At 47.8% G+C, this 24,699-nt stretch carries 23 protein-coding genes; 5 read left to right on the top strand and 18 right to left on the bottom strand.

Features of this window, described 5'->3' with window-relative positions; all coding sequences use genetic code 11:
* Window positions 1–42: 42 nt before the first annotated feature.
* The 8 genes from ACO0KW_RS13625 to ACO0KW_RS13590 form a co-directional block, all read right to left on the bottom strand.
* Window positions 43–3,186 carry a prolyl oligopeptidase family serine peptidase gene (locus tag ACO0KW_RS13625; protein ID WP_423053756.1) on the bottom strand — a complete coding sequence of 1,048 codons (3,144 nt, stop codon included), beginning with the start codon at window positions 3,184–3,186 and terminating at the stop codon, window positions 43–45.
* 83 nt (window positions 3,187–3,269) lie between these two features.
* Complete coding sequence (locus tag ACO0KW_RS13620) at window positions 3,270–4,043, bottom strand: hypothetical protein (RefSeq protein WP_423053754.1); 774 nt, start codon at window positions 4,041–4,043, stop codon at window positions 3,270–3,272.
* A 62-nt stretch (window positions 4,044–4,105) separates the two neighbouring features.
* Entirely contained in the window at window positions 4,106–4,738 is a 633-nt protein-coding gene (locus tag ACO0KW_RS13615; protein WP_423053752.1) for a 3'-5' exonuclease, read from the bottom strand.
* 50 nt (window positions 4,739–4,788) lie between these two features.
* The gene (locus ACO0KW_RS13610; RefSeq protein WP_423053750.1) at window positions 4,789–5,607 is read right to left on the bottom strand and encodes a substrate-binding domain-containing protein; all 819 of its coding nucleotides are present in this window, start codon (window positions 5,605–5,607) and stop codon (window positions 4,789–4,791) included.
* A gap of 22 nt (window positions 5,608–5,629) precedes the next feature.
* Window positions 5,630–6,337 (bottom strand): ATP-binding cassette domain-containing protein, encoded by a 708-nt coding sequence (locus tag ACO0KW_RS13605; RefSeq protein ID WP_423053748.1) that lies wholly within the window; start codon window positions 6,335–6,337, stop codon window positions 5,630–5,632.
* Window positions 6,334–7,041 carry an ABC transporter permease gene (locus ACO0KW_RS13600; protein ID WP_423053746.1) on the bottom strand — a complete coding sequence of 236 codons (708 nt, stop codon included), beginning with the start codon at window positions 7,039–7,041 and terminating at the stop codon, window positions 6,334–6,336. The genes ACO0KW_RS13605 and ACO0KW_RS13600 overlap by 4 nt, the downstream gene beginning before the upstream one ends.
* Window positions 7,042–7,205: 164 nt before the next feature.
* Window positions 7,206–8,165, bottom strand: coding sequence for a LysR family transcriptional regulator (locus ACO0KW_RS13595; RefSeq protein ID WP_423053743.1), 960 nt, complete (start codon window positions 8,163–8,165; stop codon window positions 7,206–7,208).
* A gap of 42 nt (window positions 8,166–8,207) precedes the next feature.
* On the bottom strand, window positions 8,208–10,058 hold the full coding sequence (locus ACO0KW_RS13590) for an ABCB family ABC transporter ATP-binding protein/permease (protein WP_423053741.1): 1,851 nt from the start codon (window positions 10,056–10,058) through the stop codon (window positions 8,208–8,210).
* Window positions 10,059–10,288: 230 nt separating this feature from the next.
* On the opposite strand from ACO0KW_RS13590, the gene ACO0KW_RS13585 reads away from it, so the two are divergent.
* Entirely contained in the window at window positions 10,289–10,696 is a 408-nt protein-coding gene (locus tag ACO0KW_RS13585) for an acyl-CoA thioesterase (protein ID WP_423053739.1), read from the top strand.
* A gap of 121 nt (window positions 10,697–10,817) precedes the next feature.
* Window positions 10,818–11,588 (top strand): substrate-binding periplasmic protein, encoded by a 771-nt coding sequence (locus ACO0KW_RS13580; protein WP_423053737.1) that lies wholly within the window; start codon window positions 10,818–10,820, stop codon window positions 11,586–11,588.
* Window positions 11,589–11,702: 114 nt separating this feature from the next.
* On the opposite strand, the gene ACO0KW_RS13575 is transcribed toward ACO0KW_RS13580, so the two are convergent.
* Window positions 11,703–12,275: an outer membrane beta-barrel protein gene (locus tag ACO0KW_RS13575; RefSeq protein ID WP_423053736.1), complete on the bottom strand. Its 573-nt coding sequence runs from the start codon at window positions 12,273–12,275 to the stop codon at window positions 11,703–11,705.
* Between the two features lie 198 nt (window positions 12,276–12,473).
* Window positions 12,474–12,929: an Lrp/AsnC family transcriptional regulator gene (locus ACO0KW_RS13570; protein ID WP_423053734.1), complete on the bottom strand. Its 456-nt coding sequence runs from the start codon at window positions 12,927–12,929 to the stop codon at window positions 12,474–12,476.
* Between the two features lie 324 nt (window positions 12,930–13,253).
* Here ACO0KW_RS13570 and rocF point away from each other — a divergent pair, with 324 nt between their 5' ends.
* The gene (rocF, locus tag ACO0KW_RS13565; RefSeq protein ID WP_423053732.1) at window positions 13,254–14,198 is read left to right on the top strand and encodes an arginase; all 945 of its coding nucleotides are present in this window, start codon (window positions 13,254–13,256) and stop codon (window positions 14,196–14,198) included.
* 56 nt (window positions 14,199–14,254) lie between these two features.
* Here the strand turns inward: rocF and cueR are convergent, their stop codons facing one another.
* Both cueR and ACO0KW_RS13555 read right to left on the bottom strand, forming a co-directional pair.
* Window positions 14,255–14,653: a Cu(I)-responsive transcriptional regulator gene (cueR, locus tag ACO0KW_RS13560; RefSeq protein WP_423053730.1), complete on the bottom strand. Its 399-nt coding sequence runs from the start codon at window positions 14,651–14,653 to the stop codon at window positions 14,255–14,257.
* Window positions 14,654–14,656: 3 nt separating this feature from the next.
* On the bottom strand, window positions 14,657–17,116 hold the full coding sequence (locus ACO0KW_RS13555; protein ID WP_423053728.1) for a heavy metal translocating P-type ATPase: 2,460 nt from the start codon (window positions 17,114–17,116) through the stop codon (window positions 14,657–14,659).
* 195 nt (window positions 17,117–17,311) lie between these two features.
* Between ACO0KW_RS13555 and ACO0KW_RS13550 the strand changes: the two genes are divergently transcribed.
* The gene (locus ACO0KW_RS13550) at window positions 17,312–17,515 is read left to right on the top strand and encodes a heavy-metal-associated domain-containing protein (protein ID WP_423053726.1); all 204 of its coding nucleotides are present in this window, start codon (window positions 17,312–17,314) and stop codon (window positions 17,513–17,515) included.
* A 149-nt stretch (window positions 17,516–17,664) separates the two neighbouring features.
* Here ACO0KW_RS13550 and ACO0KW_RS13545 read toward each other — a convergent pair whose 3' ends face one another.
* The 5 genes from ACO0KW_RS13545 to ACO0KW_RS13525 form a co-directional block, all read right to left on the bottom strand.
* Window positions 17,665–18,408, bottom strand: a complete 744-nt coding sequence (locus tag ACO0KW_RS13545) for an LrgB family protein (protein WP_423053724.1) — start codon at window positions 18,406–18,408, stop codon at window positions 17,665–17,667.
* Between the two features lies 1 nt (window position 18,409).
* Window positions 18,410–18,883 carry a CidA/LrgA family protein gene (locus ACO0KW_RS13540; RefSeq protein ID WP_423053722.1) on the bottom strand — a complete coding sequence of 158 codons (474 nt, stop codon included), beginning with the start codon at window positions 18,881–18,883 and terminating at the stop codon, window positions 18,410–18,412.
* 53 nt (window positions 18,884–18,936) lie between these two features.
* Window positions 18,937–19,632 (bottom strand): substrate-binding periplasmic protein, encoded by a 696-nt coding sequence (locus ACO0KW_RS13535; protein WP_423053720.1) that lies wholly within the window; start codon window positions 19,630–19,632, stop codon window positions 18,937–18,939.
* A gap of 278 nt (window positions 19,633–19,910) precedes the next feature.
* Complete coding sequence (locus ACO0KW_RS13530) at window positions 19,911–21,524, bottom strand: M20/M25/M40 family metallo-hydrolase (RefSeq protein ID WP_423053718.1); 1,614 nt, start codon at window positions 21,522–21,524, stop codon at window positions 19,911–19,913.
* 170 nt (window positions 21,525–21,694) lie between these two features.
* Window positions 21,695–22,117: an Lrp/AsnC family transcriptional regulator gene (locus ACO0KW_RS13525; RefSeq protein WP_423053717.1), complete on the bottom strand. Its 423-nt coding sequence runs from the start codon at window positions 22,115–22,117 to the stop codon at window positions 21,695–21,697.
* 249 nt (window positions 22,118–22,366) lie between these two features.
* Here ACO0KW_RS13525 and ctlX point away from each other — a divergent pair, with 249 nt between their 5' ends.
* Window positions 22,367–23,362 (top strand): citrulline utilization hydrolase CtlX, encoded by a 996-nt coding sequence (ctlX, locus tag ACO0KW_RS13520; protein WP_423053715.1) that lies wholly within the window; start codon window positions 22,367–22,369, stop codon window positions 23,360–23,362.
* On the opposite strand, the gene ACO0KW_RS13515 is transcribed toward ctlX, so the two are convergent.
* A complete protein-coding gene (locus ACO0KW_RS13515) occupies window positions 23,359–24,315 on the bottom strand; it encodes a LysR family transcriptional regulator (RefSeq protein ID WP_423053713.1) in 957 nt (318 codons plus the stop codon). The genes ctlX and ACO0KW_RS13515 overlap by 4 nt on opposite strands.
* Between the last annotated feature and the right edge of the window lie 384 nt (window positions 24,316–24,699).

The raw sequence follows: 24,699 nt of genomic DNA, 5'->3' as shown, positions 1-24,699 counted from the left end.
CCCGTGCTCTTTTTTTGTCTACATCACTGACGGTGTTCTAACTTACTTCTTATCATCCGCTACTTTTTCTGTCGCTTTTGCTGGCACAAACTGCCCCATCACATCGCGCTTACCGCGCTCCAAATAAGGCACAGGCTTATCCATCCACTCTGGACGTGGTTTATTCAACAGATAGTGATCGAAAAATTCACCCATATGTACGGTGAAGTGCTTAATGTTATCGCGATCGCGTAAGCCATGCTTCTCGCCATTGTAGTTAAACCAATAGGCTTCTTTATTCAAACGACGCATTGCCGAGAAAAACTCAATCGCCTGATACCAAGGCACCGCGTCATCATCGTCGTTATGCACCGTCAAGAAAGGTGTTTTGACTTTGTCGACGGAAAATATCGGTGAATTTTCTACGTACTTTGCAGTGCTATCCCACGGTGTTCCACCAATACGACTCTGTTGTTTTTCATATTGGAATGCACGACTCATCCCCGTACCCCAACGAATACCGCCGTACCCACTGATCATATTCGCCATCGACGCGCCCGCTTCCGCTGCACGGAAAATATTGGTACGCGTGATCATGTAGCTGATCTGATAAGCACCCCAACTATGTCCCTGAATACCAACTCGTTGCGGATCGACATAGCCTTTCGCGATCACTTGCTGCACCGCTGGGACGACGGTATTTAATGCACTTTGTCCCGGATAGCCGGTTTTGTACACAATGTCCGGGCGCAAGACGATGTAGCCATTACTAACATAGCGGCTCACATTAATATTTTGCCCCGGTGCCGGCGGCACAAAACGATGCATATTGTCCGTCATCTTTTCGTAGATGTAGACCATCATCGGGTACTTCTTCTTTGGATCAAAATTCTCAGGTTTTGCAAGCAAAGCTTTCAGCTTCTTACCATCGGCACTGGTGTAATCAATCATCTCTTGCGTGCCCCAGTTATACTGCGCCTGCTGAGGATTGGCATAGCTGATTTTTTGGGCATTCGCAAGCCGCAGATCGGCGCTCCACAAATCGGGGAATTCGGTGAAAGTCTGCTGCGTAAATAGCGTGGTGTCGCTATTTTTTGCTTTGATCAATCCAGAGATTAATTTGTCTGCATGAATTAAACGTTTAGGCTCATTCACCGTTTGTGCATGAGGGTCAAGACTGTAATAGCCAGTAGATTGATTCACGTCATGCGTGGCAGCCAGAATCCATGGCTTGTCTGCTGGCAAGGCCTTCGTCACCGGTGATTGACGCGTATCTCCTAAATGCACGTAACGCAGCTCTAATAAGTTCTTACGACCAAACCCAGCGGTCAAATTGCGATATGCCTTACTTTGCAGATTGATTTCCCATAAATCGAATTGATCATACAAAACAACATTCGCATCATCGGCACTCCAACCTGCCACACCAAAGGCGTTCTTAGGTTCGGGCGTATCACGCTGTTGATCTTCAAAATGGGTTTTGATTTGCGCTGTCAAATTACTCTTCTTACCATCAGCGGTCGAGTAAGACGACCACGCGCTCTTATCAGCATCGAAATTGATGATGTATTTACCTGCGGGTGAGAACTGCGGCATAAAGCGTGCTTTCTCGATCAGCAATTTCGCTTGACCGTTTTGCAGATCAATCACATACGCATCGTAATGCAAGTTATCCCAAGACATCGCCTGACGGTAAGGTAAGCTACTGATACCCATTGCATATTGGGCGTTATCATTCAGCATCACTTGCGGTATGAGCTTATTTGCTAACTGCACAAATTTCCCTTCCGCTAGATGCACGACTGCACGATACGATTTTTGCTTATCACGCTCGGCATTGACCTTTTGCATAGCTTGCAATTCAGGGTCTTTCCAATGCCAGAGATCAACTTTCATCGGTTCCGGCGCATTCTTAGGCGTTGCTTTTGGAATTTCTGCAGTGCTCAAAAAAAGACGCTGACCGTCTTTACTAAAAGTTAAATCCGCATGCTCGCTTGGCGCCCACTCTCTCGTCATACCATTTGATTCTGCATTGACGAGTAAGCGTGCGGCTGCGTCACCAGCTCGCCAGTAAAACAAACTGTATATCGTCGCGTCGGTAGCGTCTTTGCTATCTTTTTTCTTCACAACATCATCGCGATTACTCAAGACCGCCAGTTGATTACCTTGCTCATCGAAACTCAAATGTTTGTAACTACCTGCTCCTTGCAAGACCGGTTTGGATTCTGCGCTTGCCGCGGACCACAAATACACACCTTCACTCGCTGCCGAGGCGACTTTCGCTTCGGCCTTGGTAGCATCTTTGCCTTCTTGCACAATTTCTTTTTGTGCATCCTTTGCAGCCTCTTTCGCTGATTCTTTCGCTGCGTCTTTGCTAGCTTCTTTCACCGATACTGTATAAGCCAGCAGGTTGCCAGATTTATTCCAAAGGATGTCAGCCACATCATTGATCGAGATTTTTTTATTGCTAGTCAATTCCCAAATGATCAATTCCGTACCAGGCTCTTTTTTCTTGGCGGCACCTGCTGCGCCCATAGCGCCTGCAACAACCGCTTGTTGATCTTCTACATCTGACCGATCATCTGCATCTGCATCGGCTTTGGCAGGCTCATCTTTCTTAGCATCCTTTTTCAGTTCTTTCACAGGCTCAGACAATACCGCCAATAAGCTACCGCCCTCTTCCGCAAAGCTAAAGCGTTTTACTCTGTCGATTTTTTCCAGCTTGCCTGTCGCCAGATCGATTACACCCACGCCGGGCTTCGGTGCGTCTTCTGGTTTGACTTTCGCTTTCTTTGCTTTCTCTAATTCGGCACGTGTCGGTGCAATCGCGAAGGCCAAATACTTTCCATCAAAACTAAATACGGGCATATTCCCACGCGCCGCGCGCCACTCGCGACCATCGCGTAAATTCTTAACGACAATTTCGCCATCCGATTCTTGTCCGATCAGCGCATAGGCTGCCCACAGACCATCGCGGCTTAATACCGCATTTTGTATGCTTCGCCAATTGGCGTAGACATCGTGGGTGATTAATTTTTTTGCGGTCTGTTCCGAGTTAGCAGTTTCTTTCGTATTACTCACTTGCGCCATGGCAGACTGCGGCACACTGACGGCATGCAAACCGAGTACTAGGACCAAGGCCGTCACGGGGCGTATCAAATTGATGGCAGTATGTCCGAAAGCAGATTGATGTGCGTTTTTTTTCATTATTCATCCTTTTTCTGATCTGTTATTGCTGATATTGCTGATATTGCTGATGCTATTGTTTATCCACGGAAAAATGTGGGCGTTTACAAGGCTTGGACTTGTAAGGTTTTGCTGATCTTCCCTTCGCCTTTTTCACCCATACCAGAGCCGCTATTTTTGCTTTCCTTCTTCAATGCCACCAGACGATCGCCGACCGTGCCGTAAATCCACTCTTCTTCATTTTTCATTTCAAAACTAATGACGATGAAGGCTCGCCCAGAAACTGCTTGTGTACTACGGCTAGCGAGCGGTGTGCCATCGGCAGCGATCCAAATATCGAGCTGTCCGTCAAATTTTTTCATGTACTTGCGCTCTTTTTCGGTGAGCTTGTCCATCGACATTTCAAAATTCAATAAGCGTGCAGGTTTGCCATTAAAGACATCGACTTTCTCGCCTTTAAAGTTAGCTTTCTCCAAACTACGATTCAAACTTGCAGCCGCAGAAATCATCGGCCGCAGTGCCGAAGAGTTGACTTCATTCAGCGCGGATAAAGTGGGCGTTTTTGCTTTACTATCTTTTTCGCGCTGACGTTCTTCAGTCTCCAATTTTGCCAGCATGTCTTTGCTGTATAAGACCTGCAAGCCGCGCGGATTTTCTTCCACACTCACGCTGGCATGACCATGAGTTTCTTCCAGATCTTTGCCCTCACCTTGTCGATTCCAGGTTTTCGCTTCAACGATCGCTTTTAAGGGAGTTTGCCCTTGTAGGCGACTCAAGGCGGTTTTAAGATCAGTGAGCCCATCAGCATGAGCGAAATTCACAGCGGCGCTAAGGCCGCAGATAGTGAGGCTTAATAAAAAATGATGACAACTATTCATGGAACTCCTTCGTTGCAAAAGCGTAAGCACACTTTGACCTGAATTAGACCAGGGAGTTCAGTCTATTCAGTTAATTGACTGGCCGTCAAGTAGACTAGCAACGCGGATTGCGCGTCATCTGCCGCATATTTCAATTGTTTATCGTTGAGATGCTCTGCGGCCCAATTTGATGTCGACACCCGTTTAGATTTTTGCAGCACCTGAGAGAAATATTTTTCGACTGCACGTTTTGCCCCCATTTGTTTTTTACGGTTATCGCTCAAGCTACGTGACAAATCGAGCACATTCGTAATTTTAATGGCCAATTTTCTCATCAGCATTTGATTGTCATCCGACAAACCAAATCCGACTTTGCGAATCTGAGGTGATTCCAAAACTTCTTTCAAAACCGCGTGGCACATGTCTCTTTGCTCAACTTTCACCAAGGGAAAAAGAAAGGCATAGGTTTCGGTCGCCAATTGAATTAAGTGCGGGCCGTCCGAACTGTGTCCCACCGTAAATACCGGTTTCGATTCAGTATCGTAGCCTAAGGTTTTGGCTTGCATCAAATGCTGACGTGCAAGCGTTAATTGCTGCGGTGTGCTGACCAATACGATTCTGTCCATTGCAATGCCCGGGTAGGCGGGAAAATCCTCCGCCAATTCAGTATCACTTCCTGCATGATGAGAATGTTCTTGTTTAATAGTGCTGCTCAATTATTGACTCCATCGAATGACATGTGGGAAGTAAGAGTGTTGACGATAAATTAGTAGGGAAAGAAAACCTGTTCGCCATTTGCTTTAAATTCGGCAATTTTCTTTTTGCCTTCCGCAGACGTGACCCAACTAACAAACTTCATCGCCGCAGCATAATGAATATCGGGGTACTTCTGTGGATTAACAGCGATAATGCCATAAGGATTCAACATGCGTTTATCGCCCTGCAACAGGATTTGCAGACCCGTCTTTGCTTTGTAGGCAGCATAAGTAGCGCGATCACTTAAGGTATAAGCTTGCATCTCAGCTGCCATGGTCAACACTTCGCCCATCCCCAATCCAGCTGAGACATAAGCGCCAGCTTTCGGTTTGTCGCCAAGCAGTCTCCAATACTTTTGCTCCATCGCATCCGTCCCAGAATTGTCACCACGCGAGATGAAGCGCGCCTTCGCAGTGACGATACGTTTTAGTGCCGCCATTACGTCCGTTTCTTTTTTTACGCCAGCCGGATCTTGCTCAGGGCCGACGATGACGAAATCGTTATACATCACATCATGCCGGTTAACGCCATGCCCAGCAGCAATGAATTGGTCTTCTGCTTCGCGCGCATGGACAAGTGCCACGTCAACGTCGCCATTTTTTGCCAACTCCAAAGCCTTGCCCGTACCGACCGCAATCACTTGCACTTTGACTTTACTTTCAGCCTCAAAAGCTGGCAAAATAAATTTCAACAAGCCAGAATTTTCTGTACTCGTCGTCGTCGACATTTTCAGAATGTCTTGTGCCGTCGCGGGAAAAATACTGATACTGCTCAAAACCACCAGCAGCAAGTAGCGTGTGATCTTGATGCATGTATTTGTTTTCTTCATATTTACTTTCCTCTCTCACGTTTCAAGATTCATCACAATGTCTATCATTACGGTCTTCGATCCGCCCATCACGCAATTTGTAATGACATATCTGCGGTAGATTAATTAAATCTTTGTCGTGGCAGACCATCACAACAGAACTATTTTGCGCCACCAAAGTCGGGATTAACGCGATTACTTGTTCACGAGCTGCACCATCTAGATTGGCGGTAGGTTCATCCAACAACAATAGTCGCGGCTGTAAAATCTTAGCCCTTGCCAGGGCGATTTTTTGTTTTTCACCACCCGATAAACCAGCAGGCAGTCGATCCCGCAAATCGCTGAGCCCAGCCCATTCTAAGGCTTGTTCTGTAGTTTCTTGAATCCGCTTTTTTGCCCAGCCACGTGCCCGCAAACCATAGGCAATATTCTCTGCCACACTCATCGTAAACATCACTGGATGTTGATGCACATAGACGATGGCCTCACGCATGAGCGCAGGATAGGGAGAGAGCTGTTGCACTCGGCCTAAAAAACTAAGACTACAATGATCCGTTTTTTCCAGCCCAGCCAAGATTCTCAGCAACACTGTTTTACCAACGCCATTCATACCCGTTAGAACGTAAGCACTGGCAGTGCGCAAATGCAGATTCTCAATATCCAACAGGATTTTTCCACCGAAAGATTTACTTAGGTGATGGACGACTAACAAATCTTGAGCTGATTTTTCTGGAACTGTTCGCAAATTCATAGGCGCGCTCCTGATTGTCCTGCGTCGCCCTGAAAAATCAGCAGCAAAGCGTTCATCACCAAAGCGATTAACAGCAATACCATACCTAAAGCAATCCCTTGCGCAAACTCACCTTTACTAGTTTCGAGCGCAATGGCCGTGGTCATGGTACGGGTCTCACCAGCGATATTGCCGCCGACCATCATCGCACATCCAACTTCAGAAATCACGCGCCCAAACGCATGCATAATGGCGGCGATCAAGGAAAAACGCGCTTCGCGGAAAATCGTCAACATCACGCGCGAACGTGAAGCACCGAGGCAAATCGCGGTCTCGGCCAAGCGCGGATCAAGTGCCTGCAACGCCGTAAAGGCAAACGCAATTAAAATCGGCAAGGCAATCAACGCCTGCCCGAATACCAAAGCCTTGCTGGTGAACAGCCAATGCCAACTCCCCAGAAAACCTTGGCGCGACAAGAGCAAATACAAGAGCAAACCGATCAATACTGTCGGAAATGACAAACTAGCTTGAATCAGCCACAGCAAAAAACGCCGTCCAAAAAAGCGGCGACTGGCGAGCCAATAAGCAAACACAAGTGCTAGCGGTGTCGCAAGCAGGAGCGCAAAAACGGCGCTGTGCAACGAGACCGCAATGATTCTCCACAAATCAGCATCAACTGACCATAGCAGATGCAAAGCAGCTTGCAAATGTTCAAGGAAATTCATGCCACCACCACTACGTAGTGAGGCCTGTGCGGACGACGAAGAAATGAGAGAGCGAATAGGTTACTATACATAGACGCCATCATAGTGACAGAAGTTACTGAGAGCAACGGAAATGCACACATAAATTGGTCGATCAGTACAAACAAAAAAAACCTACTAGCGCATTAACGCTGTGAACGTACCGTTTTTGATTTATTCGCCGATTGCGATTTTTGCGTCAGGTAATCCCATAGCTTCGCAACGACTGGTTTACCAGGTTTTTGTTCTGATGGACGCTCGCGATACAGCCGGATTTCCATGCTGACTTCCCAGGCATCCGAACCGCCATCGGCACGCGCCAATTGTTTTTGTTTGAGTTCGCGCGTCACCGCTGATTCTGGTAAAAAAGCGATCCCACGACCTTCTAACGCCATCATCTTTAAGCCCTCTGCCATATCGGTTTCGTAGCATTTATCCAAGTGCAGAGCTTGCTTGGTTTGCGTCAATATCAAGTCCACCATCCGCCCCAGATAGGCATTATTCGCGTAGGCTAGAAATGGTATTGGTTGTTCTATGGTGCCAGGCAAAATAAAATCGGGTTGGGCACTTTTATCGCAGCGCGCATACGCCCGCAAGGTTTCGCTGCCCATGCTGATCATGTCGTATTGCGCAGGATCGAGTAAAAGCGGTTGTTGCGGGTGGTGATAACAGAGCATCAAATCGCAGCCACCTTCGACCAAACTCATCACCGCATCATGTACATTCAGCGCAAGCAAGCGGCTGTTAATATCACCAAAATTGGTTTGCAAATCACTCAGCCATTTCGGTACAAAAGTCAGTGAAAGTGTGTGCGGAACCGCAAAATCGACGGCCGTTTGTATTGAAGTACGTTTGCCGCGTAACAAAGCCCGTGCGTTATTAATCTGACCGAGCATTGCGATTGCCTGCTCAAAAAATATCTCGCCCGCTGTCGTCAAACGCGTAGGGTAAGAGGTGCGATCAATCAAATCTGTCCCCAACCACGCCTCTAAAGATTGTATGCGACGTGAGAACGCCGGTTGCGTCACATGCCGCAATTCAGCCGAGCGACTAAAGCTATTGGTTTCTGCCAGCGAGACAAAATCTTCCAGCCATTTTGTTTCCATATTACTTATCCAGAAAAAACGAAATTTTGGGCGAATGCAAACCTAAGCGTCGACAGTATCAACGACATCAAGCTCGTTCGTCACCGTACTACTATGTTGTTGACGTTCCCACATTTGTGCGTAAGCACCTGCCAAGGTCATCAATTCCACATGCGTACCACGTTCAATAATACGACCTTTGTCCATCACCAGAATTTGCTGCGCATCGACAATGGTGGACAGTCGATGCGCTATCACGAGACTGGTGCGGCTCTTAGCAATCTGTTTCAATTGCGCTTGTATCATTTGCTCGGATTTAGAATCGAGTGCTGAAGTCGCTTCGTCGAAAATCATAATCACAGGATTTTTTAGCAAGGTTCTTGCAATCGCTACACGTTGTTTTTCACCACCTGACAATTTTAAACCGCGCTCACCGACCATGGTGTCATAACCATCCGGCAGACTTTGTATAAAGTCATGTATGTAAGCTGCCTTCGCAACATCGATCACTTCCTCTTGCGTGGCACCCGGTTTGCCGTAGGCTATGTTGTAGCCTATCGTGTCATTGAACAAGACAGTGTCTTGCGGCACGATCCCGATCGCCTGACGCAAGGAATGTTGGGTAATGTCCATGATATTTTGTCCTGCAATCTGTATTGCACCGGATTGAATATCGTAGAAACGGAACAACAAACGAGACAAAGTGGATTTACCCGAACCACTATGGCCGACCACTGCGGTGGTCGTGCCTGCTGCAATTGTGAAGTCGACGTCGAACAAAATCTGACGTTTTTCTTCATAGCTAAAATTCACGCACTGAAATACCACATCGGGCGAGGCATGTTCGGCCAATGCCAGTGGCGGTGCTTGTTCTTTATCAGCGATTTCTTTGTTTTGATCCATCAAATTAAACAGTTTTTCCATATCCGCCAGGCTCTGTTTGATTTCACGGTACAACACGCCCAAGAAGTTTAAAGGAATATAAAGCTGAATCATGAAAGCGTTAACCAGCACCAGATCACCCAAAGTCATGCTTTGATCGATCACGCCTTGCGCGGCGCGCCACAAAATCAGCGTGACCGCCGTAGCAATAATCAAGGACTGTCCAGCATTAAGCATAGATAGCGTTGTTTGTGATTTGACCGCTGCTTTTTCATAGCTTTGCAGACCCTGATCGTAACGTTGGGCTTCGTATTCTTCGTTCCCAAAATATTTCACGGTTTCGTAATTGAGCAGAGAATCTATTGCTTTGGTACTCGCTTTCGAATCCAATTCATTCATGGTGCGGCGAAAGTTGGTGCGCCACTCTGTCACAGCAATCGTAAAAATGATGTAAGCGATCAAAGCAACGATAGTAATAATGGCAAACCACTGATCATATTTGACGAATAAATAAGTGAGCACTAAGCTAATTTCTAACAGCGTTGGTACGATGCTAAAGAGCGCGAACGACACCAAAGACGAAATCGCCCGCGTCCCGCGTTCGATATCTCGGGTCATGCCACCGGTTTGTCGGTTCAAATGAAAGCGCAAAGACAAAGCATGCAAGTGTCGGAATACTTTCAAGGCGATCGTGCGCACGGCTCTTTGTGTGACTTTGGCAAAGACGAATTCGCGCAGCTCAGTAAACAAAGTCGTGGAAAGACGCAACGCGCCATAGGCGATCAAGACGCTCAGCGGCAATACCATCAAGCTCGTCGGGCTAAGAGGATTGACTGTCAAGCGATCAACCAGTTCTTTTAAAACTAGCGGAACACCAACGTTGGCCAATTTAGCACCAACCAGAAAACTAAGCGCCAGCAACACGCGCCATTTATAAGCCCACAAATATGGTAATAAAGTTTTAACGGTGGACCAATCACCACGTACGGCGCTAGGACTTGCTGGTGCAGAAGATTGTGAATATCGGCGCATGGCTTACGATCAAGAATAGAAATTTGCTATATGATTGAACTTTATTGCGCTACAGCATTTCTGCGATTAGGCGAAAATACGCGTCAGGCAATACAAAAAAGAAACACCACCGTGTAGAAATTGATCGTGATGTCGTACTACGTCAAACCACGATTGTAGCGCGTTCAGTCACTCTTCACTGCATCGTCGAGTTGCTCACACAACGCGCCATTGATTAAAGCGAGAAAACCATGTCAGATAGCCCAAAAACTTCACTCCCTGCCGGTATGCCGACTTTACGTGTGATGCCGATGCCATCCGATGCCAACATCCATGGCGACGTGTTTGGTGGCTGGATTATGTCGCAGGTCGATATTGCCGGCGCAGTTCCTGCTGCACGCCGTGCAAATGGTAGAGTGGCGACGATCGCGGTGAATTCTTTTCTGTTTAAACAACCAGTTTTTGTCGGTGATCTTTTATCCTTCTATGCTGAAGTGGTAAAAGTTGGCAACACTTCGCTTACCGTATCAGTCGAAGTCTATGCAGAAAGAAATCGACTTCAAGCAGATACGGTGAAAGTTACTGAAGCAACGTTGACTTATGTGGCAACCGATAGCTCACGCAAACCGAGACAAATTCCGCCATTAGAAACTATTTAATATCTTGATATTTACACTAAAAAGACCCGTCATAGCCAAGGAAAAAGACTAGCTTTTTAAAGTCCTTATTGTTTTTAGAATTTCTGGCTTTACCATTGGATTCGCCAGTACACTTTTGCACATGATCTATTTGCCTCGTTCACTCGCTGTCTGGTTTGGTCTCGCGCTTTGCGCGCTGAGTTGGGGAAGTCATGCGCAGACTTTAGCGATTTATTGTGAAGAAGACCGCCCCCTGCAATTCTATGGTAGTGACGGCAAGTTGACAGGGATGACCATAGAGATCGTGCAGGAAATTCAAAAAAGAACCGGTAATACAGACGCTATCCAAGTCGTGCCGTGGGCGCGCGGCCTGGACAAAATTGACAACAATCCGAATACCCTCTTATTTAGCATGGCACGCACTCCTGAGCGTGAAAATTCCTATCAGTGGATCGGCCCTATCATGGCGAATATTTATGGGCTGTACGCAAAAGCCGATTCGCCACTGCAAGTTCACAATATTGAGCAGGCAAAAAATATCAGCCTAATTGGTGTTTATCGCGATGATATTCGCGACCAAACCTTAACGCGACTAGGCTTTACCAATCTGGATCGCGCCAGTTCAAATATTTCTAGTTTCAAGAAATTGATGATGGGAAGAATAGCGGTGTACACCGATTCGCAACTCGGGGTTGAAAGCTTGGCACTGGCATCGGGTTTTAAGGCCAGTGACGTAAAACTAATTTTTGAATTATTTAAAAGTGAATTATATATCGCAGTCTCAAAGGCGACTTCGCCCGCGCTGGTAGAAAAGTGGAACCAAGCATTAGAGGAAATGAAACGTGATAAGACTTTCGCCCGAATTCAGCAAAAATATCTGCCTCCGGATTCCAATCGAAAGACGCATAAATAACGCTGCCAGCAGCGATTGGCTTGTATGAAAAAGGCTCCAAAGCGCTCAAAAAAAATGACATTCATGTTCAAACATGAATGTCATTTTGTACTACATGGTCAGTCCTGCGAATTCTTAGAATTCAGATTGCAAACCAATTGAGAAATTAGTGACACCAGAAGTTGTGTCTCTAAAACCGGTCACCTTCACATTGCGGTGATCCACTTCAGCACGGATCGACATTTTTTTATCGATGTAATACATGACACCCAAACCAATCAGAGGCTGGCTAGAGTAATGCGTTTCTGAACCCGATACGCCGCTACCTTGAACAATCGCTTCACCCTTCATAAAAGCCACGCCTAATTTGGCGAAACCAACAAAGTTATTCATTGCTGTGGTCTTGGCGATGCCCGCCAAATCTGCACCACGACCATTGAAGGTCGCTTTTAGCATAGGATCACTCAGACCAACTTCATTCAGATAAATATAACTACCTTCGACACCGAAATTTGGCGAGAAATCATGACCGCCAAACAATTTCCAACTGCCCGCTGCTGTATGGCAACTCGTTGCACCAGCACAATCAAAATTCCATTTCGCACGACCAACAGAGCCACCGAAATAAGAAACTTGTGCTGCTGCATGCGCGCTCAAAAAAGCACTGCCTACCAGTAAGGCCGCAGCCAAAAATTTGTTTTTTAACATGAAGAATCACCTTTAGATGAGTTTTTTAAAAGCCTGCCTACCAACTTAGCGCAATCGTGCACGCTGGGCAGCACAGGTATTAGCAGCAATATCGTACAAAATTGGCATTTTACCCGTAGCTCATCGCTATCGTCAGAATTTCTTTTGAATTCGTTGTAGAAGACACAGCAGTCGCGTCAATCGAATTTGAGACTTCTTTCATCGTATAGGCAAGGCACTGACTGGCTTAATCTCTTCCATGCAGATCATAGAACGTAGATTACCCACGCCTGGGACTTGCATCAGCTTATCCGTCAAAAATTGGGACAATCCTTTCAAATCACTTGCCACCACCTTCAGTAAATAATCAAAATCGCCTGAAATCGTATGGCATTCGATGATGTCAGGGAAAGCCATGAAGTGCCTCTCGATCTCACGCACATTGCGATATTGCTCGCGATCCAAGGACAGACTAACAAACGCCATCACTCCCAAACCAACCGCGGATGGTGCGACCTGCGCGGTGTAACCACGAATAACTTTCGCCTCTTCCAGCGCCCGCACACGTCGTAGAGTTTGCGGTGGCGACAAGTGTATCTTTTCTGCCAGTTGCAAATTACTGATGCGCCCTTCTTCCTGCAAATGGCGCAATATGTTCAAATCGTAGTTATCCATACTCTGGTCCCCTTATTTGTTTCATGCAAGGCGGGTACCACTTCCCGCACTAATCCTGCACTAATTCCGCACAAACTAAATTATCAACATTTAAATTCCATTTAAACCAATTAAATGAAATTTAATTTCTTAAAATAAGATTATAGCTGATAATTAAGAAATCAAAATCTTGCTGTAGACTCTATAATTTCTCGACACAATCATGCAACAAGCCAGTACCATTACGGCCATTAGCACAATCCATTTTGTGCTTGGATTTAACAATCTCAATGAGTGGTCTCAGTGCAGTTCCGTTGAGCAGTCTCAAAGAACAATCTTCAGTTTATGGAAAGTGAACAGACAAGAATGAAAACGATCTCACTCATAGGTGCGCCTACCGACGTCGGAGCTAGTGTTAAAGGTGCTGGCATGGGTCCCGATGCCTTACGCGTTGCAGGTCTCGTTCAAGCTTTGGAAGCCAGAGATTTAGCCGTAATCGATCATGGCAACTTGCATGGACCAGCCAATCCGTGGCAAGCACCAGTGAATGGTTTGCGTCATTTGAATGAGGCGATAGATTGGAACCAAGCGGTATACGATGAAGTCAGTAACGCATTAAAAGCGGGTCAGATGCCAATGATGTTGGGTGGCGATCATTGCTTGGCAATCGGTTCTATCAGTGCCGTTGCTAAACATTGCAAAGATAACGGCAAAAAGTTACGTGTATTGTGGTTTGATGCACATGCTGATAGCAATTTGTCGACCATCAGCCCGACTGGCAATATCCACGGTATGCCAGTGGCTTGCTTGATGGGTCATGGTCCAGAACAATTGATTGCTTATGGTGGTTACACACCAGCCATGCAGCCGGACGAAATCCGTCAAATCGGTATCCGCAGTGTGGATGATGGTGAACGCCAATTCATCCACGACATGGGAATCCCGGTATTTGATATGCGTTATATCGATGAACATGGCATGCGCGCTGTCATGTTGAAAGCACTCGAAGGCGCCGATGAAAACACCCACATTCACGTCAGCTTCGATCTTGATTGCTTAGATCCAGACATCGCACCTGGTGTAGGCACTGCGGTTCTGGGTGGCCCAACATATCGTGAAGCGCAGTTGTGCATGGAAATGATCGCCGACACCGGCTTGCTCGGTTCAGTCGACATCGTTGAACTCAATCCAGCGCTGGATTTGCGTAATCAGACGGCGATTTTAGCGGTCGATTTGATTGAAAGTTTATTCGGAAAATCGACACTAGTGCGCATCAATCCCAAAGCATAATTTTTCGCCTTACCCAATCTCAACTGAGTATCGTCACAAGACCATACTCAGTTTTTTTATACCGGCACAGTCTCTGCCAGTTCTTGCAAGATGGGGCAATCTGGGCGGGTATCACCATGGCATGCTTGCGCCAAGGCCTGCAACTGTTGGCGTATCAGCTGCAGCTTTTCCATTTGCATATCGAGTTCGTCGATATATTGTTGCGCTAGATGTTTGACTTCGGCACTTTGACGGGATTGATCCTGCCACAATTCCAACAGAGTCTGGATACGGGCCAGAGAAAATCCCAAATCGCGCGCGCGCCGGATAAAACGCAAGCTATGCACATCTTTCTCTCGATACTGCCGATAACCTGCTACGTTTCGACCAGCCAAATCAATGAGCCCGCGGCTTTCGTAATAACGTATCATTTTTGCGCTAACCCCCGAGGCTTGCGCGAGCTGTCCTATATTCATCGCTTATTCCTTTCCGCCCAGTGCTGACAGCGGCGCTTGCCAAGGCTTCCAGCTACGCAACAACAGAGCATTTGAAACCACACTCACGCTCGAGAATGCCATCGCTGCACCAGCAATCATAGGATTCAAATAGCCAAACGCTGCGAGCGGAATACCAACAACATTGTAAATAAATGCCCAGCCCAAGTTTTGACGAATTTTGCGATAAGTCCTTTGTGAAATCGAAATCGCATCAGCGACCAGAACCGGATCACCGCGCATCAGAGTAATACCCGCCGTATGCATCGCCACGTCGGTACCCGTCGACATCGCTATGCCTACATCAGCGGCGGCCAATGCGGGGGCATCATTAATGCCATCGCCAACCATCCCGACCGTGTAGCCCGCTTGCTGAAACTCGCGCACAATAGTCGCCTTATCAGCAGGTAAGACTTCGGCCCGAACTTCGTTAATCCCTAATGCGGTTGCCACAGCATTCGCGCTTCCCGCATTATCTCCACTCAGCATGATGGTCTTTACTCCCAACGCTTGCAGACGTGCTATCGCGGTCGCCGCCGTCGCTTTAACACTATCCCCAAAACTAACGATACCGACTAGTTGTACTTGTCCATCGCGCTGCACTGCCAAACAGGATACGGTACGACCAGCCTGTTGCTGCTGATGTATCGCGTCACGATAACTCAGCACATTGCTTCCCTCGGAGACATTCAAATCTGCCCCTAACTCTTGCATCCAGCGTTGATTACCTAAGTAGACGAACTGCTCGCCCAGCCGTGCCTGTACACCACGTCCAGGCATCGCTCCAGCCTCAGTGACAGCGGGCACAGATAGACCTAAGGCTTCTGCCTTTTGCATGACAGCATGCGCCAATGGATGGTCGCTGTACTGCTGCACCGCGGCCGCCCATTCTATGATTTGTGCATCATCAAATTGCTGACTAATGATCGCCACCAGCGCGGGCTTGCCCACCGTTAAAGTACCGGTTTTATCAAAAGCAATCGCGGTCAGGCTATGTGCAGTTTCTAAGGCTTGCGCATCTTTAATCAAAATCCCATACTTGGCTGCTACGCCTGTGCCAACCATGATCGCCGTGGGCGTTGCCAAACCAAGCGCACATGGGCAGGCAATTACTTGGACGGCGACTGCATTGAGTAAGGCCATTTGCCAATCGCCACTAAATACGCCCCAACCCAAAAAAGTCAGCGCGGAAATTCCGAGTACCACTGGCACAAAAACGGCACTCACTTTATCGACTAAAGCTTGAATCGGTGCTTTTACCGCCTGCGCATCTTCCACCAACTGAATAATTTGTGACAACATTGTGGCACCACCAACGCCAGTGGCTTTCACCAGCAACATGCCGTCCGCATTCACAGAACCACCGATCACATGAGCACCTAAGTCTTTGCTGACGGGCAGACTTTCACCAGTGAGTAGGGATTCATCCAAATGGCTACTACCCTCGATAATCTCACCATCGACTGCCACACGATCACCGGGACGGACAATCAGTATGTCGCCCACTTTGACTTCAGCAACCGGCACCTCGATATCGACGCCATCACGGCGTAACAATGCGGTGGTCGCACGCAAGGATTCTAAGGCGCGCAAAGCTTCTACGGTCTGATGCTTGGCGCGTGTTTCTAACCATTTTCCGAGCAACACTAAGGTGATCACCACCGCTGCCGATTCAAAATAGAGATGACCCATACCATGGGAGCCATGCGCCCACAGCAAATACACCGACAAGCCATATGCCGAACTAGTACCTATCGCAACCAGTAAATCCATATTGCCGCTACCTGCCCGCAATGCCTTCCAACCAGCGCGATAGAAGCGCGCACCCAGCCAAAACTGCACCGGACTAGCCAATACTATTTGCCAAGATCCGGCCAGATTCCAATCGAGTCCAAACAAATTTAGCAACATAGGCAACATCAAAGGCAAACTCAGTGCAGCAGCAATCACCACGCGCCAACCGCTTCCTGCATCAAGTAAACTCTGGAATCCATGAGATTCGGGCGCAGCTGCGACTTGCTCTTGTACCAAACTAGCCGCATAGCCAGCTTTTTTTGCAGCGGCTAACAAACTAGCTAATTCCACGCCTGCCAATATTTTTACCTGCGCCTTTTCAGTCGCTAGGTTCACACTAACGGTTATGACACCTGGGACGGCTGTTAATGCTTTCTCGACGCGCCCTACACATGATGCACAACTCATATCACGGATAGTCAAGTTAATCGTTTGCACTGGCACTTCATAGCCAGCTTTTTCAACTGCCACGATCAAGGCTTGCGCGGCATTTACCGCAGCATCTGCGTCCACGCTAACATTCGCCTTTTCGGTCGCCAGATTCACACTCGCCTGCAGCACTCCCGGCACTGTCAGCAAGGCTTTTTCAACCCGTCGCACACAGGAAGCGCAAGTCATTCCCACGATCGGCAAATTCACTATTTTTTGCATCTTCATTTCCTGTATTTTCTGTCTTGGAGCTTTACCGGTTGTCAATACCGGATGTCGTCTTCAACAAGATATAGCTTCCCACAGTGGTAAGGTCAAGCGAAATCCAACAAATCATGCGCCAACGCAAACCCGCCGCGCTTACTCAGTCTACAATCACGCTCTAGACCCACTATTGACTTCAATCAGGAGAAACTCATGCCACAATTTCACGTCGACGATATGACCTGCAAGCACTGCGAAGCGACGATTACCAAGGCGATACAAGAGGTCGATGCACAGGCAAAAATCACGATAGATCTGAACATGCACAAAGTTGAGATCGTGTCAGATAAGTCCGTAAGCTTATTCGCAAGCAGCATCAGTGATGCGGGGTTTACACCGGTGGCGATAGAAAATTGATAGAGAACTTTGTAGGGCGGATGCAACCCGCGCAGTCAAAACGCGGGATTTTTGCGGATGAGCGATAGGTGGCGATGTTGCACCACGACACATTTCATCTTTCATTTAACTGTCACTTCACTTTCACTTAAGCATAAGAGATCTAAATTCTATTGCCGAAAGAAATAATTGACAATCACTGGCACCAACGCTGGGGCTAAGAATGCGGTCAATATGCCATTTAAACCCATGCCTAAGCCAGCGAAAGTACCGATTTCTTTACTGACCTGAAATCCGCGCGCCGTGCCGATACCGTGCGCCGCTAATCCTAGCGCAAAGCCACGAATTTCTGGAGAGCTAATGCGCATCCAATTAAACAAATAACGTGCAACTAAAGCACCGATCGCGCCAGTCACAATGACGATCGCTGCCGCGACTGAAGGAATGCCTCCGATCTTTTCTGCGATACCCATCGCGATCGGCGTGGTTGCTGACTTAGGCCCTATCGACAGCGCGAGTTGATACGAACCCTGCATCCAAATGATGATTAACACTGCCGACATGATCGCGGTCAATGAACCCAACAATAAACCCACCCCCAGAGGAAAGGCAATTTTTCGCAAACGCGGCAATTGGCGCGCCAAGGGAATCGCCAGTGCCACGGTGACCGGCCCCAGCATCAAATGAATAGGCTGCGCTGCGGAAAAATAATCGGCATACGAAATCCCAGTACCACTCAATACTAAAATAATCATCGCCACCGCGATCACGACGGGATTTGCCAATGGAGAGAAATGCAGTTTCTCGGCTATCTTCATCGCACACAAATAGGCGCATAAGGTAAGTGCAATCGCCAACAAAGGCGTGTGCGTTAGATAGTTCCAAAGCGTGGAGAGATCGACTGGTGCTGACATCCTAATGCTCCGGCTTCGCGGAGATTTGGTCGGGCGGAGGTTCCATGTTTTGTTCAGTTGTCTGAATCGTCGCACCGCCTATTACATCGTTTGTCGATTCTTCGACCGTATGTTCGGACATAGATACAGGCGGCGGCATCAGCCAACGCATACTCGCCGCGGTCACGATCAGCGTCAGTACCGTGCTGACCACAATCGCCACCGAGAGTGCGAGCCAGTGTTGCGCAATGCCATTCGCAGAAACCATAATTCCTGCTCCAGCAGGAATGAAAAACAGAGACATGTGCTTCAGAACATGATGGCTAGATTCTTCTATGCGTTCCATTAATCGTGGTGAAGCGAGTAAGGCAAAAAATAATAAAAGCATGCCGAGCACTGGCCCTGAGATACTCCAGTGCAGCGTGCCTTGCAAAACAAAGGCCAGCGCCTCCCCTAAGCATTGGAATAGCAATAATACTGCGAGGGTATAAAACATACAGTGGGCTTTCTCAAATCGCGCTGAATGATATAAATGGCTGTGAATTTCGCTTAACGCGTCTTCGTGTACTGCTGAACGATAGCCTGAATCTTTCCATCGCGCCGCAGCTTTTCCACACTACTTTGAAGCTTCTCCACCACGGCAGGGTTCGACTCCAAATTCATCCCAAAATACAAATCGCCGCCGTCATACAACTTCATCAGTTTTACTAAGTCAGAAGTGGGTATGTTGTATTGTTTCTGATTCATCGCCATGCCGATTTCAGTGTTCACCACAACGTCGATTTGCCCAGATTTTAACATCCGCATTTCATCATTATTTGAATTGAAAATGCGAATCGGCACATTCGTTACACCAGCGTCGGTCAGTTCGGTGAGTGAGGCTTCAGCACGAATTACACCCACTTTGAATTGTTCAAGATCTTTAAAAGTATGAATCCTATCGGCCACTTGTGTCCGCGCATATATCCAAGTAGTGCGCGGCAAGATAGGTCCTATCCAGATGAACTGTTGTTCGCGTGCGGGAATTCTGGCAATCGTATAGATCAAAGTATTGCGTGTATTCTGCACTGTTTTATAGGCGCGATTCCAGGGGACTAATTGCACATCACAGTCGATGCTCGCCATGGCACAAGCAGCACGCAAGATGTCGGTGGAGATACCTGAAATTTCTTTATCACGCAAAAAATTATAGGGCGGCCATTCTTCGGTGTACGCTTTGATGACCTTAGCGTTGGCAGTATCCACTGAGAATACTGCTAGGAATACCACTAGTAATACTATTGCCTGCTTTATTGATAATAGTAAACTTAGCGTTGACGTACGCATGCTGCGCTTGGGCTTGGAAGTGTGTGTCCATGCGGTACAACAAATATACTTCAACGAAGCCATACAGATAAGAGTGTCAGTAGTTTTAATAAAGATGAAGACTTGAACGTTAGTCTGTCTTGCATTATGGCACAAAGCCAAATCCGCCCACGAAGAGCACAGAGTTTGCAACAAGATTACTACATGCTATACCGACCTCAAGGATAAGAGGTGTTGAGCAAACCTAACATAATACGCATGCCGGATAGATAATTCCCCATACGTAAATTCTCATCATAGGTGTGCTGATTATTATCGACATTCACAGTCGGTACGATCACGAACGGTAATCCTAAAGGGCTCACAATTTCGTGCGTGGGTACGGTTGCACCAGATGCCCGAATCAACATCGGTTGATAATTAGCCTGCTTGCCCGCACTAGCAGTCAAGTCCGCGTAAGCCGATTGATGCGCCCGCTCTACCCACTGCCGTACAGGTGCGTTAATTGACTGACGTGCGGCAGAGGCAGGTAAGCCAGTTTGCATCTGTAATAATTTAGGGTAGCGCTGGCGCTCAGCATCGTCTGGTGCATGGTCGATGACATGAAAACCTTGACGGACGATGTGCTTCTGGAGCAAATCCGTTAAATATCGTGCGTCGGCCTCCTGCGTCGTACGTATATCAATTTCAGCGATCGCTTCTTTCGGTATGATATTTGCCGCACTATTGCCCACACTGGCCGCCGCCATACCACGTATGTTCAACGAAGGATATTGCAAAGCACGTTGATAATTATTGGCAACTTGCTCCGTTGCCGCAACGCCAACCCGTTTCTTCATAGCGGCCTCATCATCAGCGACCGCGTCGAGGGCTCGTAAATCCTCCTTATTCAACTTGGTTGTAGCATAGTAACCGGGGATCAGAACACGACCACGCTCATCTTTCATACTCGCCAATAGGCGCGCCAAACTAAAGGCAGGATTGGCGATAAAGTTGCCGTAATGCCCGCTATGCAGAGGCGCTTTTGGACCATACACAGTCAGACTGACAGTCTGCACGCCACGATTACCAAAGATCGCCGTAGGACGGCCACTTGCATGTGCTGCCATGTCATGGATCACTAAGGCATCAGCCTTAAAGAAATCTTTCTTTTGCTTCACCAACGCGACGATACCGGGCGAATTTACTTCTTCTTCGCTATCTAGCATGACTTTAATATTGATTGCGGGCGTGATGCCCTGCGCACGCATCAAATCGAGTGCCGCCAAGAACATCATGATTGGCCCTTTATCATCGGCGGCAGCGCGTGCAAACACGCGTAGTTCAGGATCGAAATCGGGCCGTAATAATTCGTCAGCACCGACGATCTGCCACTTGCCGTTCGCATCTTTTTTCTTCACCACAGGGAGCCACGGCGACGCTTGCGCCCATTGAGATGGAATCACTGGTTGCCCGTCAAAGTGCAAATAGAACAAAATTGTCTTCTTTGGTGGATTAGCAGGATTGCCAGGATTTACAGAATTCGAGACGTAATCAGCCAGTACCAGCGGCTTACCCTGATTCGCAAATTGCTGGGTCGTAAAGCCACGTTGCTGAAATAATTTTTCTAACTGATTGGCATTCACCTGAATATCCTGCGCACTCACAATCGAGTCATTCGGCAAGGCCAGCAAAGCCAGATATTCAGGAAATGAAGCGACTGCCGCTGCGCGTATGCTCGCTTCGTTAATTGCTGCAGGCAACGCCACAGGCGCTAACTTAGCCTGCCCCAGCACCGGACTGGAGGACCCTAAAGAGATTGCTAAGGCACACAATAGATCAATTTTTTTCATGGTCATCCCTGAGCACTGTACACATTTGGAAGCGAACAATGTAGCACTATTCTGAAGCGTTGAACAACATTATGCGATTGCGGAAACAGTCAAAAAAACCACTACGGAGAAAGTTAGCAAGGATGGTTTTGTATTCAACACAGCGCGCAGGTTTACCCGACAACGTCGGCTCACAACTTCAGCACAGATAACAAAATATTGGTTTCGGAAGTCGCAATCCCGGCAATCGTACGGATTTTTCCTAAGACCAAATTCAAGACTTCTAAATTATCCGCCCGAATTTCGGCGATCACATCCCATTTGCCATTGGTGGTGTGCAAGCTATGTACATGCGGTAGAGTACGCAGCGCTGCATGTACGGCATGCGCACTATTGCCTTCCAGCGCGATATTCATCTGCGCGCGAATCTGATGCGGTTCGGCATCAGATTTCACCTTGATGGTATAGGCCAAAATTACACCGCTGCTTTCTAATTTATCGATGCGCTTTTGCACCGTCGTACGCGACAGACGTAATTTTTGCGCCAGAGTTAAGACCGGAATGCGCGCATCGCTGCGTAGTAGTGATAGCAATTGATGATCAATATCATCCATAAATTATAGTCAGTTAGCGGAAGTTATAAGTGGAAGTGATAGCAGAAGCTACAGCAAGCTTAAAGCAAACATCTCGTCGTCACAATCTCGTCGCGAACACATTTCAACAATCTGCACAAACCGCTAGGCAAAGTGCCATGTAATCCAACAAGAATGTGCAAATTGCCAACTTCTGCCTGACACGCTTCGTTGCCACAATAGGCGGCATCAACAATCCAAGCGTGTGTGTTCAAGCCGCACGAAATGTCTATGTCAAACACTCTACAAGCCCGTCCGCAAGCAATTAGTCAAACGCCAAACGCCGTCGTGATGGTGCGCCCTCATCGCTTCTATTCAAATCGCGAAACCATGCATGACAATCGTTTTCAAGTTGAATCAGCAAACGATCAGACGGCGAACATCGCATCCAGTGCTTATGCGGAAGTCACCCACATGGTCATGCAACTAGGCGCGGCTGGCGTCACGGTGCATTTGTTCGAAGATACGGGAGAACACGATACGCCCGATTCTGTTTTTCCAAACAATTGGTTCACCACACACCAAGATGGCAGACTTTTTCTCTACCCTATGCGCTGTCGCAATCGTCAACGCGAAGTGCGTCAGGATATTCTGGACTTTCTGGCGCGGCAGTATCACCTACACAGCGTCACGGACTTGCGACATTACGGCGATACAGGGGATGTTTTGGAAGGTACAGGCTCGGTCATATTTGATCATCAGGCTCGCCTTGCTTATGCCTGTTTGTCACAGCGCACGCAATTGAAACCACTACTGGCTTTGTGCACAGCCTTAGATTATCAAGCGCATCCATTTCAAGCAGAAATGGCAGGCGCACCGGTGTATCACACCAATGTCATGCTCAGTGTGGCAAATCGATTTGCGATGGTCGGTCTAGACTGCATTCCGGATTATCATGAACGTGAGAAACTGTGTCGGCAATTACAAAGTACGGGTAAAGAAATTGTGAATCTGAGCCCAGCACAAATTCGACAATTCGCAGGCAACACGCTGGAGTTACAAGGGGCAAACCGAAAATTACTGGCGCTTTCGTCCAGCGCCTTGGGCAGCCTCGATTCAAATCAAATCGCACAGATAGAAAAATATGCCGACTTATTGGTATTAGATGTGCCCACTATAGAATCTGCCGGAGGCTCGGTGCGCTGCATGTTAGCGGGCATCCATTTACCCGCACAGCAGAATACTCAACCCATGACAGAACCCCGTGCAGCTTGGCAACCAAGCTAAGGCAAACGAAGACGGGTTCCCAGCAACGCAGCGCGGGTCGCCGTCGATTGCAATTGTTCCAACCACCATTGCAAGGCACGCCCATGATGCCCTGATTGACGGCGCCACACGTAATAACTCTGCACCTGCTGCTGCGCGCGTTCGACTTTTTTCTCGACCAAACGTCCGGTATCAATATACGATTGCGCAACACAAGTGGGTAAAAATCCCACACCCAGACCACGCACTTGCGCATCTAACTTTGCTGGCAAATCCGCTACTGTAAATACATCTTGTCCACTCAACAAACCGATAGAGACAGAAGCGCCGCGTTGCACACTATCGGCAATCGCCACCGCTCTGTACTGTCGTATCACCTGATCGGGCACAGGCTCTTGATGCTGCGCCAAAGGATGATGCGGTGCGACCGCAAAGGCAAAAAATACGGTACCCAGATTTTCACGCTGCAAACTGCTGGAGCTTTGACTATTCACGAGCACGCCATCCATTACCACGCCCAAAGCGAGATCGGCCTGCCCCGAACTCACAGCCTCCAACGTACCCGACAAAGTTTCCGCTCGTAGCTTCAAACGTGTCGGCGGATTTAACTGAAAAAAACTTTCACACAACTCCATCACTGTACTGCGATCGATCATGCTATCCACAGCAATCGTCAATTGCGGCTCCCACCCTGTCGCCACCCGTTTGACCCGATTCGCTATCGCATCGACCTCCACTAACAGCTTCTGCCCTTCACGCAATAGCTCGGCCCCTGCCTCCGTCAACTTCGCCTGACGGGAAGTACGATCAAACAGCAAAACATCCAAAGCATCTTCAATCTGCCGCACGCGATAAGTCAGCGCACTCGGCACGATATCCAAACGCCGCGCAGCCGCCGCAAAACTTCCGGTTTCGGCGATCACCTCTAACATCGCTAAAGATGCAGGCGTCAATACATCACGTGCAGAACTCATGGTGGGCTTTCGGGTTGGGTTGGTGTGTTGTCGAGGTATTTTACTTTGCGTGGATTTTGCTTGGATGGTGGCATTGTATGTTAATCGAGGAATGTATGATTAGCGTGGGGAATTATGTGCACATGGTTTTAGTCAATTTCATAGCCTTTTAAGATTGTCGATTTTACGGACGAAAACCAAAATTGATTCCGGTTTGGACAGATAGTAATTCCCATTGCCCATTATTTACCAATATGCTAACTTTAGGCCGCGATTTAACAATGCCATTTACCTAGAGTCTCCACATGCGCAAATTAATTTTGATTTTCTGCCTAATTTACTCGATTCCCGCATTCACTCAAAATGAAGAATGGAAGAAAACGATCACGCCGGAAAACGCACAAA

Origin of the sequence: Undibacterium sp. Ji22W (genome assembly GCF_049340305.1) — a bacterium.
GTDB lineage: Bacteria > Pseudomonadota > Gammaproteobacteria > Burkholderiales > Burkholderiaceae_D > Undibacterium.
This window is presented reverse-complemented; position numbering and strand designations above follow the sequence as displayed.

Bases quoted from the DNA above. Each gene is read 5' to 3' on its own strand.
- rocF (WP_423053732.1), top strand. From the start codon at position 13,254: ATGGAAAGTGAACAGACAAGAATGAAAACGATCTCACTCATAGGTGCG.
- ACO0KW_RS13585 (WP_423053739.1), top strand. From the start codon at position 10,289: ATGTCAGATAGCCCAAAAACTTCACTCCCTGCCGGTATGCCGACTTTA.
- ACO0KW_RS13530 (WP_423053718.1), bottom strand. From the start codon at position 21,524: ATGAAAAAAATTGATCTATTGTGTGCCTTAGCAATCTCTTTAGGGTCC.
- ACO0KW_RS13620 (WP_423053754.1), bottom strand. From the start codon at position 4,043: ATGAATAGTTGTCATCATTTTTTATTAAGCCTCACTATCTGCGGCCTT.
- ACO0KW_RS13595 (WP_423053743.1), bottom strand. From the start codon at position 8,165: ATGGAAACAAAATGGCTGGAAGATTTTGTCTCGCTGGCAGAAACCAAT.
- ACO0KW_RS13610 (WP_423053750.1), bottom strand. From the start codon at position 5,607: ATGAAGAAAACAAATACATGCATCAAGATCACACGCTACTTGCTGCTG.
- ACO0KW_RS13545 (WP_423053724.1), bottom strand. From the start codon at position 18,408: ATGTCAGCACCAGTCGATCTCTCCACGCTTTGGAACTATCTAACGCAC.
- ACO0KW_RS13555 (WP_423053728.1), bottom strand. From the start codon at position 17,116: ATGCAAAAAATAGTGAATTTGCCGATCGTGGGAATGACTTGCGCTTCC.
- ACO0KW_RS13580 (WP_423053737.1), top strand. From the start codon at position 10,818: ATGATCTATTTGCCTCGTTCACTCGCTGTCTGGTTTGGTCTCGCGCTT.
- cueR (WP_423053730.1), bottom strand. From the start codon at position 14,653: ATGAATATAGGACAGCTCGCGCAAGCCTCGGGGGTTAGCGCAAAAATG.
- ACO0KW_RS13625 (WP_423053756.1), bottom strand. From the start codon at position 3,186: ATGAAAAAAAACGCACATCAATCTGCTTTCGGACATACTGCCATCAAT.
- ACO0KW_RS13570 (WP_423053734.1), bottom strand. From the start codon at position 12,929: ATGGATAACTACGATTTGAACATATTGCGCCATTTGCAGGAAGAAGGG.
- ACO0KW_RS13525 (WP_423053717.1), bottom strand. From the start codon at position 22,117: ATGGATGATATTGATCATCAATTGCTATCACTACTACGCAGCGATGCG.
- ACO0KW_RS13600 (WP_423053746.1), bottom strand. From the start codon at position 7,041: ATGAATTTCCTTGAACATTTGCAAGCTGCTTTGCATCTGCTATGGTCA.
- ACO0KW_RS13550 (WP_423053726.1), top strand. From the start codon at position 17,312: ATGCCACAATTTCACGTCGACGATATGACCTGCAAGCACTGCGAAGCG.
- ACO0KW_RS13515 (WP_423053713.1), bottom strand. From the start codon at position 24,315: ATGAGTTCTGCACGTGATGTATTGACGCCTGCATCTTTAGCGATGTTA.
- ACO0KW_RS13605 (WP_423053748.1), bottom strand. From the start codon at position 6,337: ATGAATTTGCGAACAGTTCCAGAAAAATCAGCTCAAGATTTGTTAGTC.
- ACO0KW_RS13540 (WP_423053722.1), bottom strand. From the start codon at position 18,883: ATGTTTTATACCCTCGCAGTATTATTGCTATTCCAATGCTTAGGGGAG.
- ctlX (WP_423053715.1), top strand. From the start codon at position 22,367: ATGTCAAACACTCTACAAGCCCGTCCGCAAGCAATTAGTCAAACGCCA.
- ACO0KW_RS13590 (WP_423053741.1), bottom strand. From the start codon at position 10,058: ATGCGCCGATATTCACAATCTTCTGCACCAGCAAGTCCTAGCGCCGTA.
- ACO0KW_RS13575 (WP_423053736.1), bottom strand. From the start codon at position 12,275: ATGTTAAAAAACAAATTTTTGGCTGCGGCCTTACTGGTAGGCAGTGCT.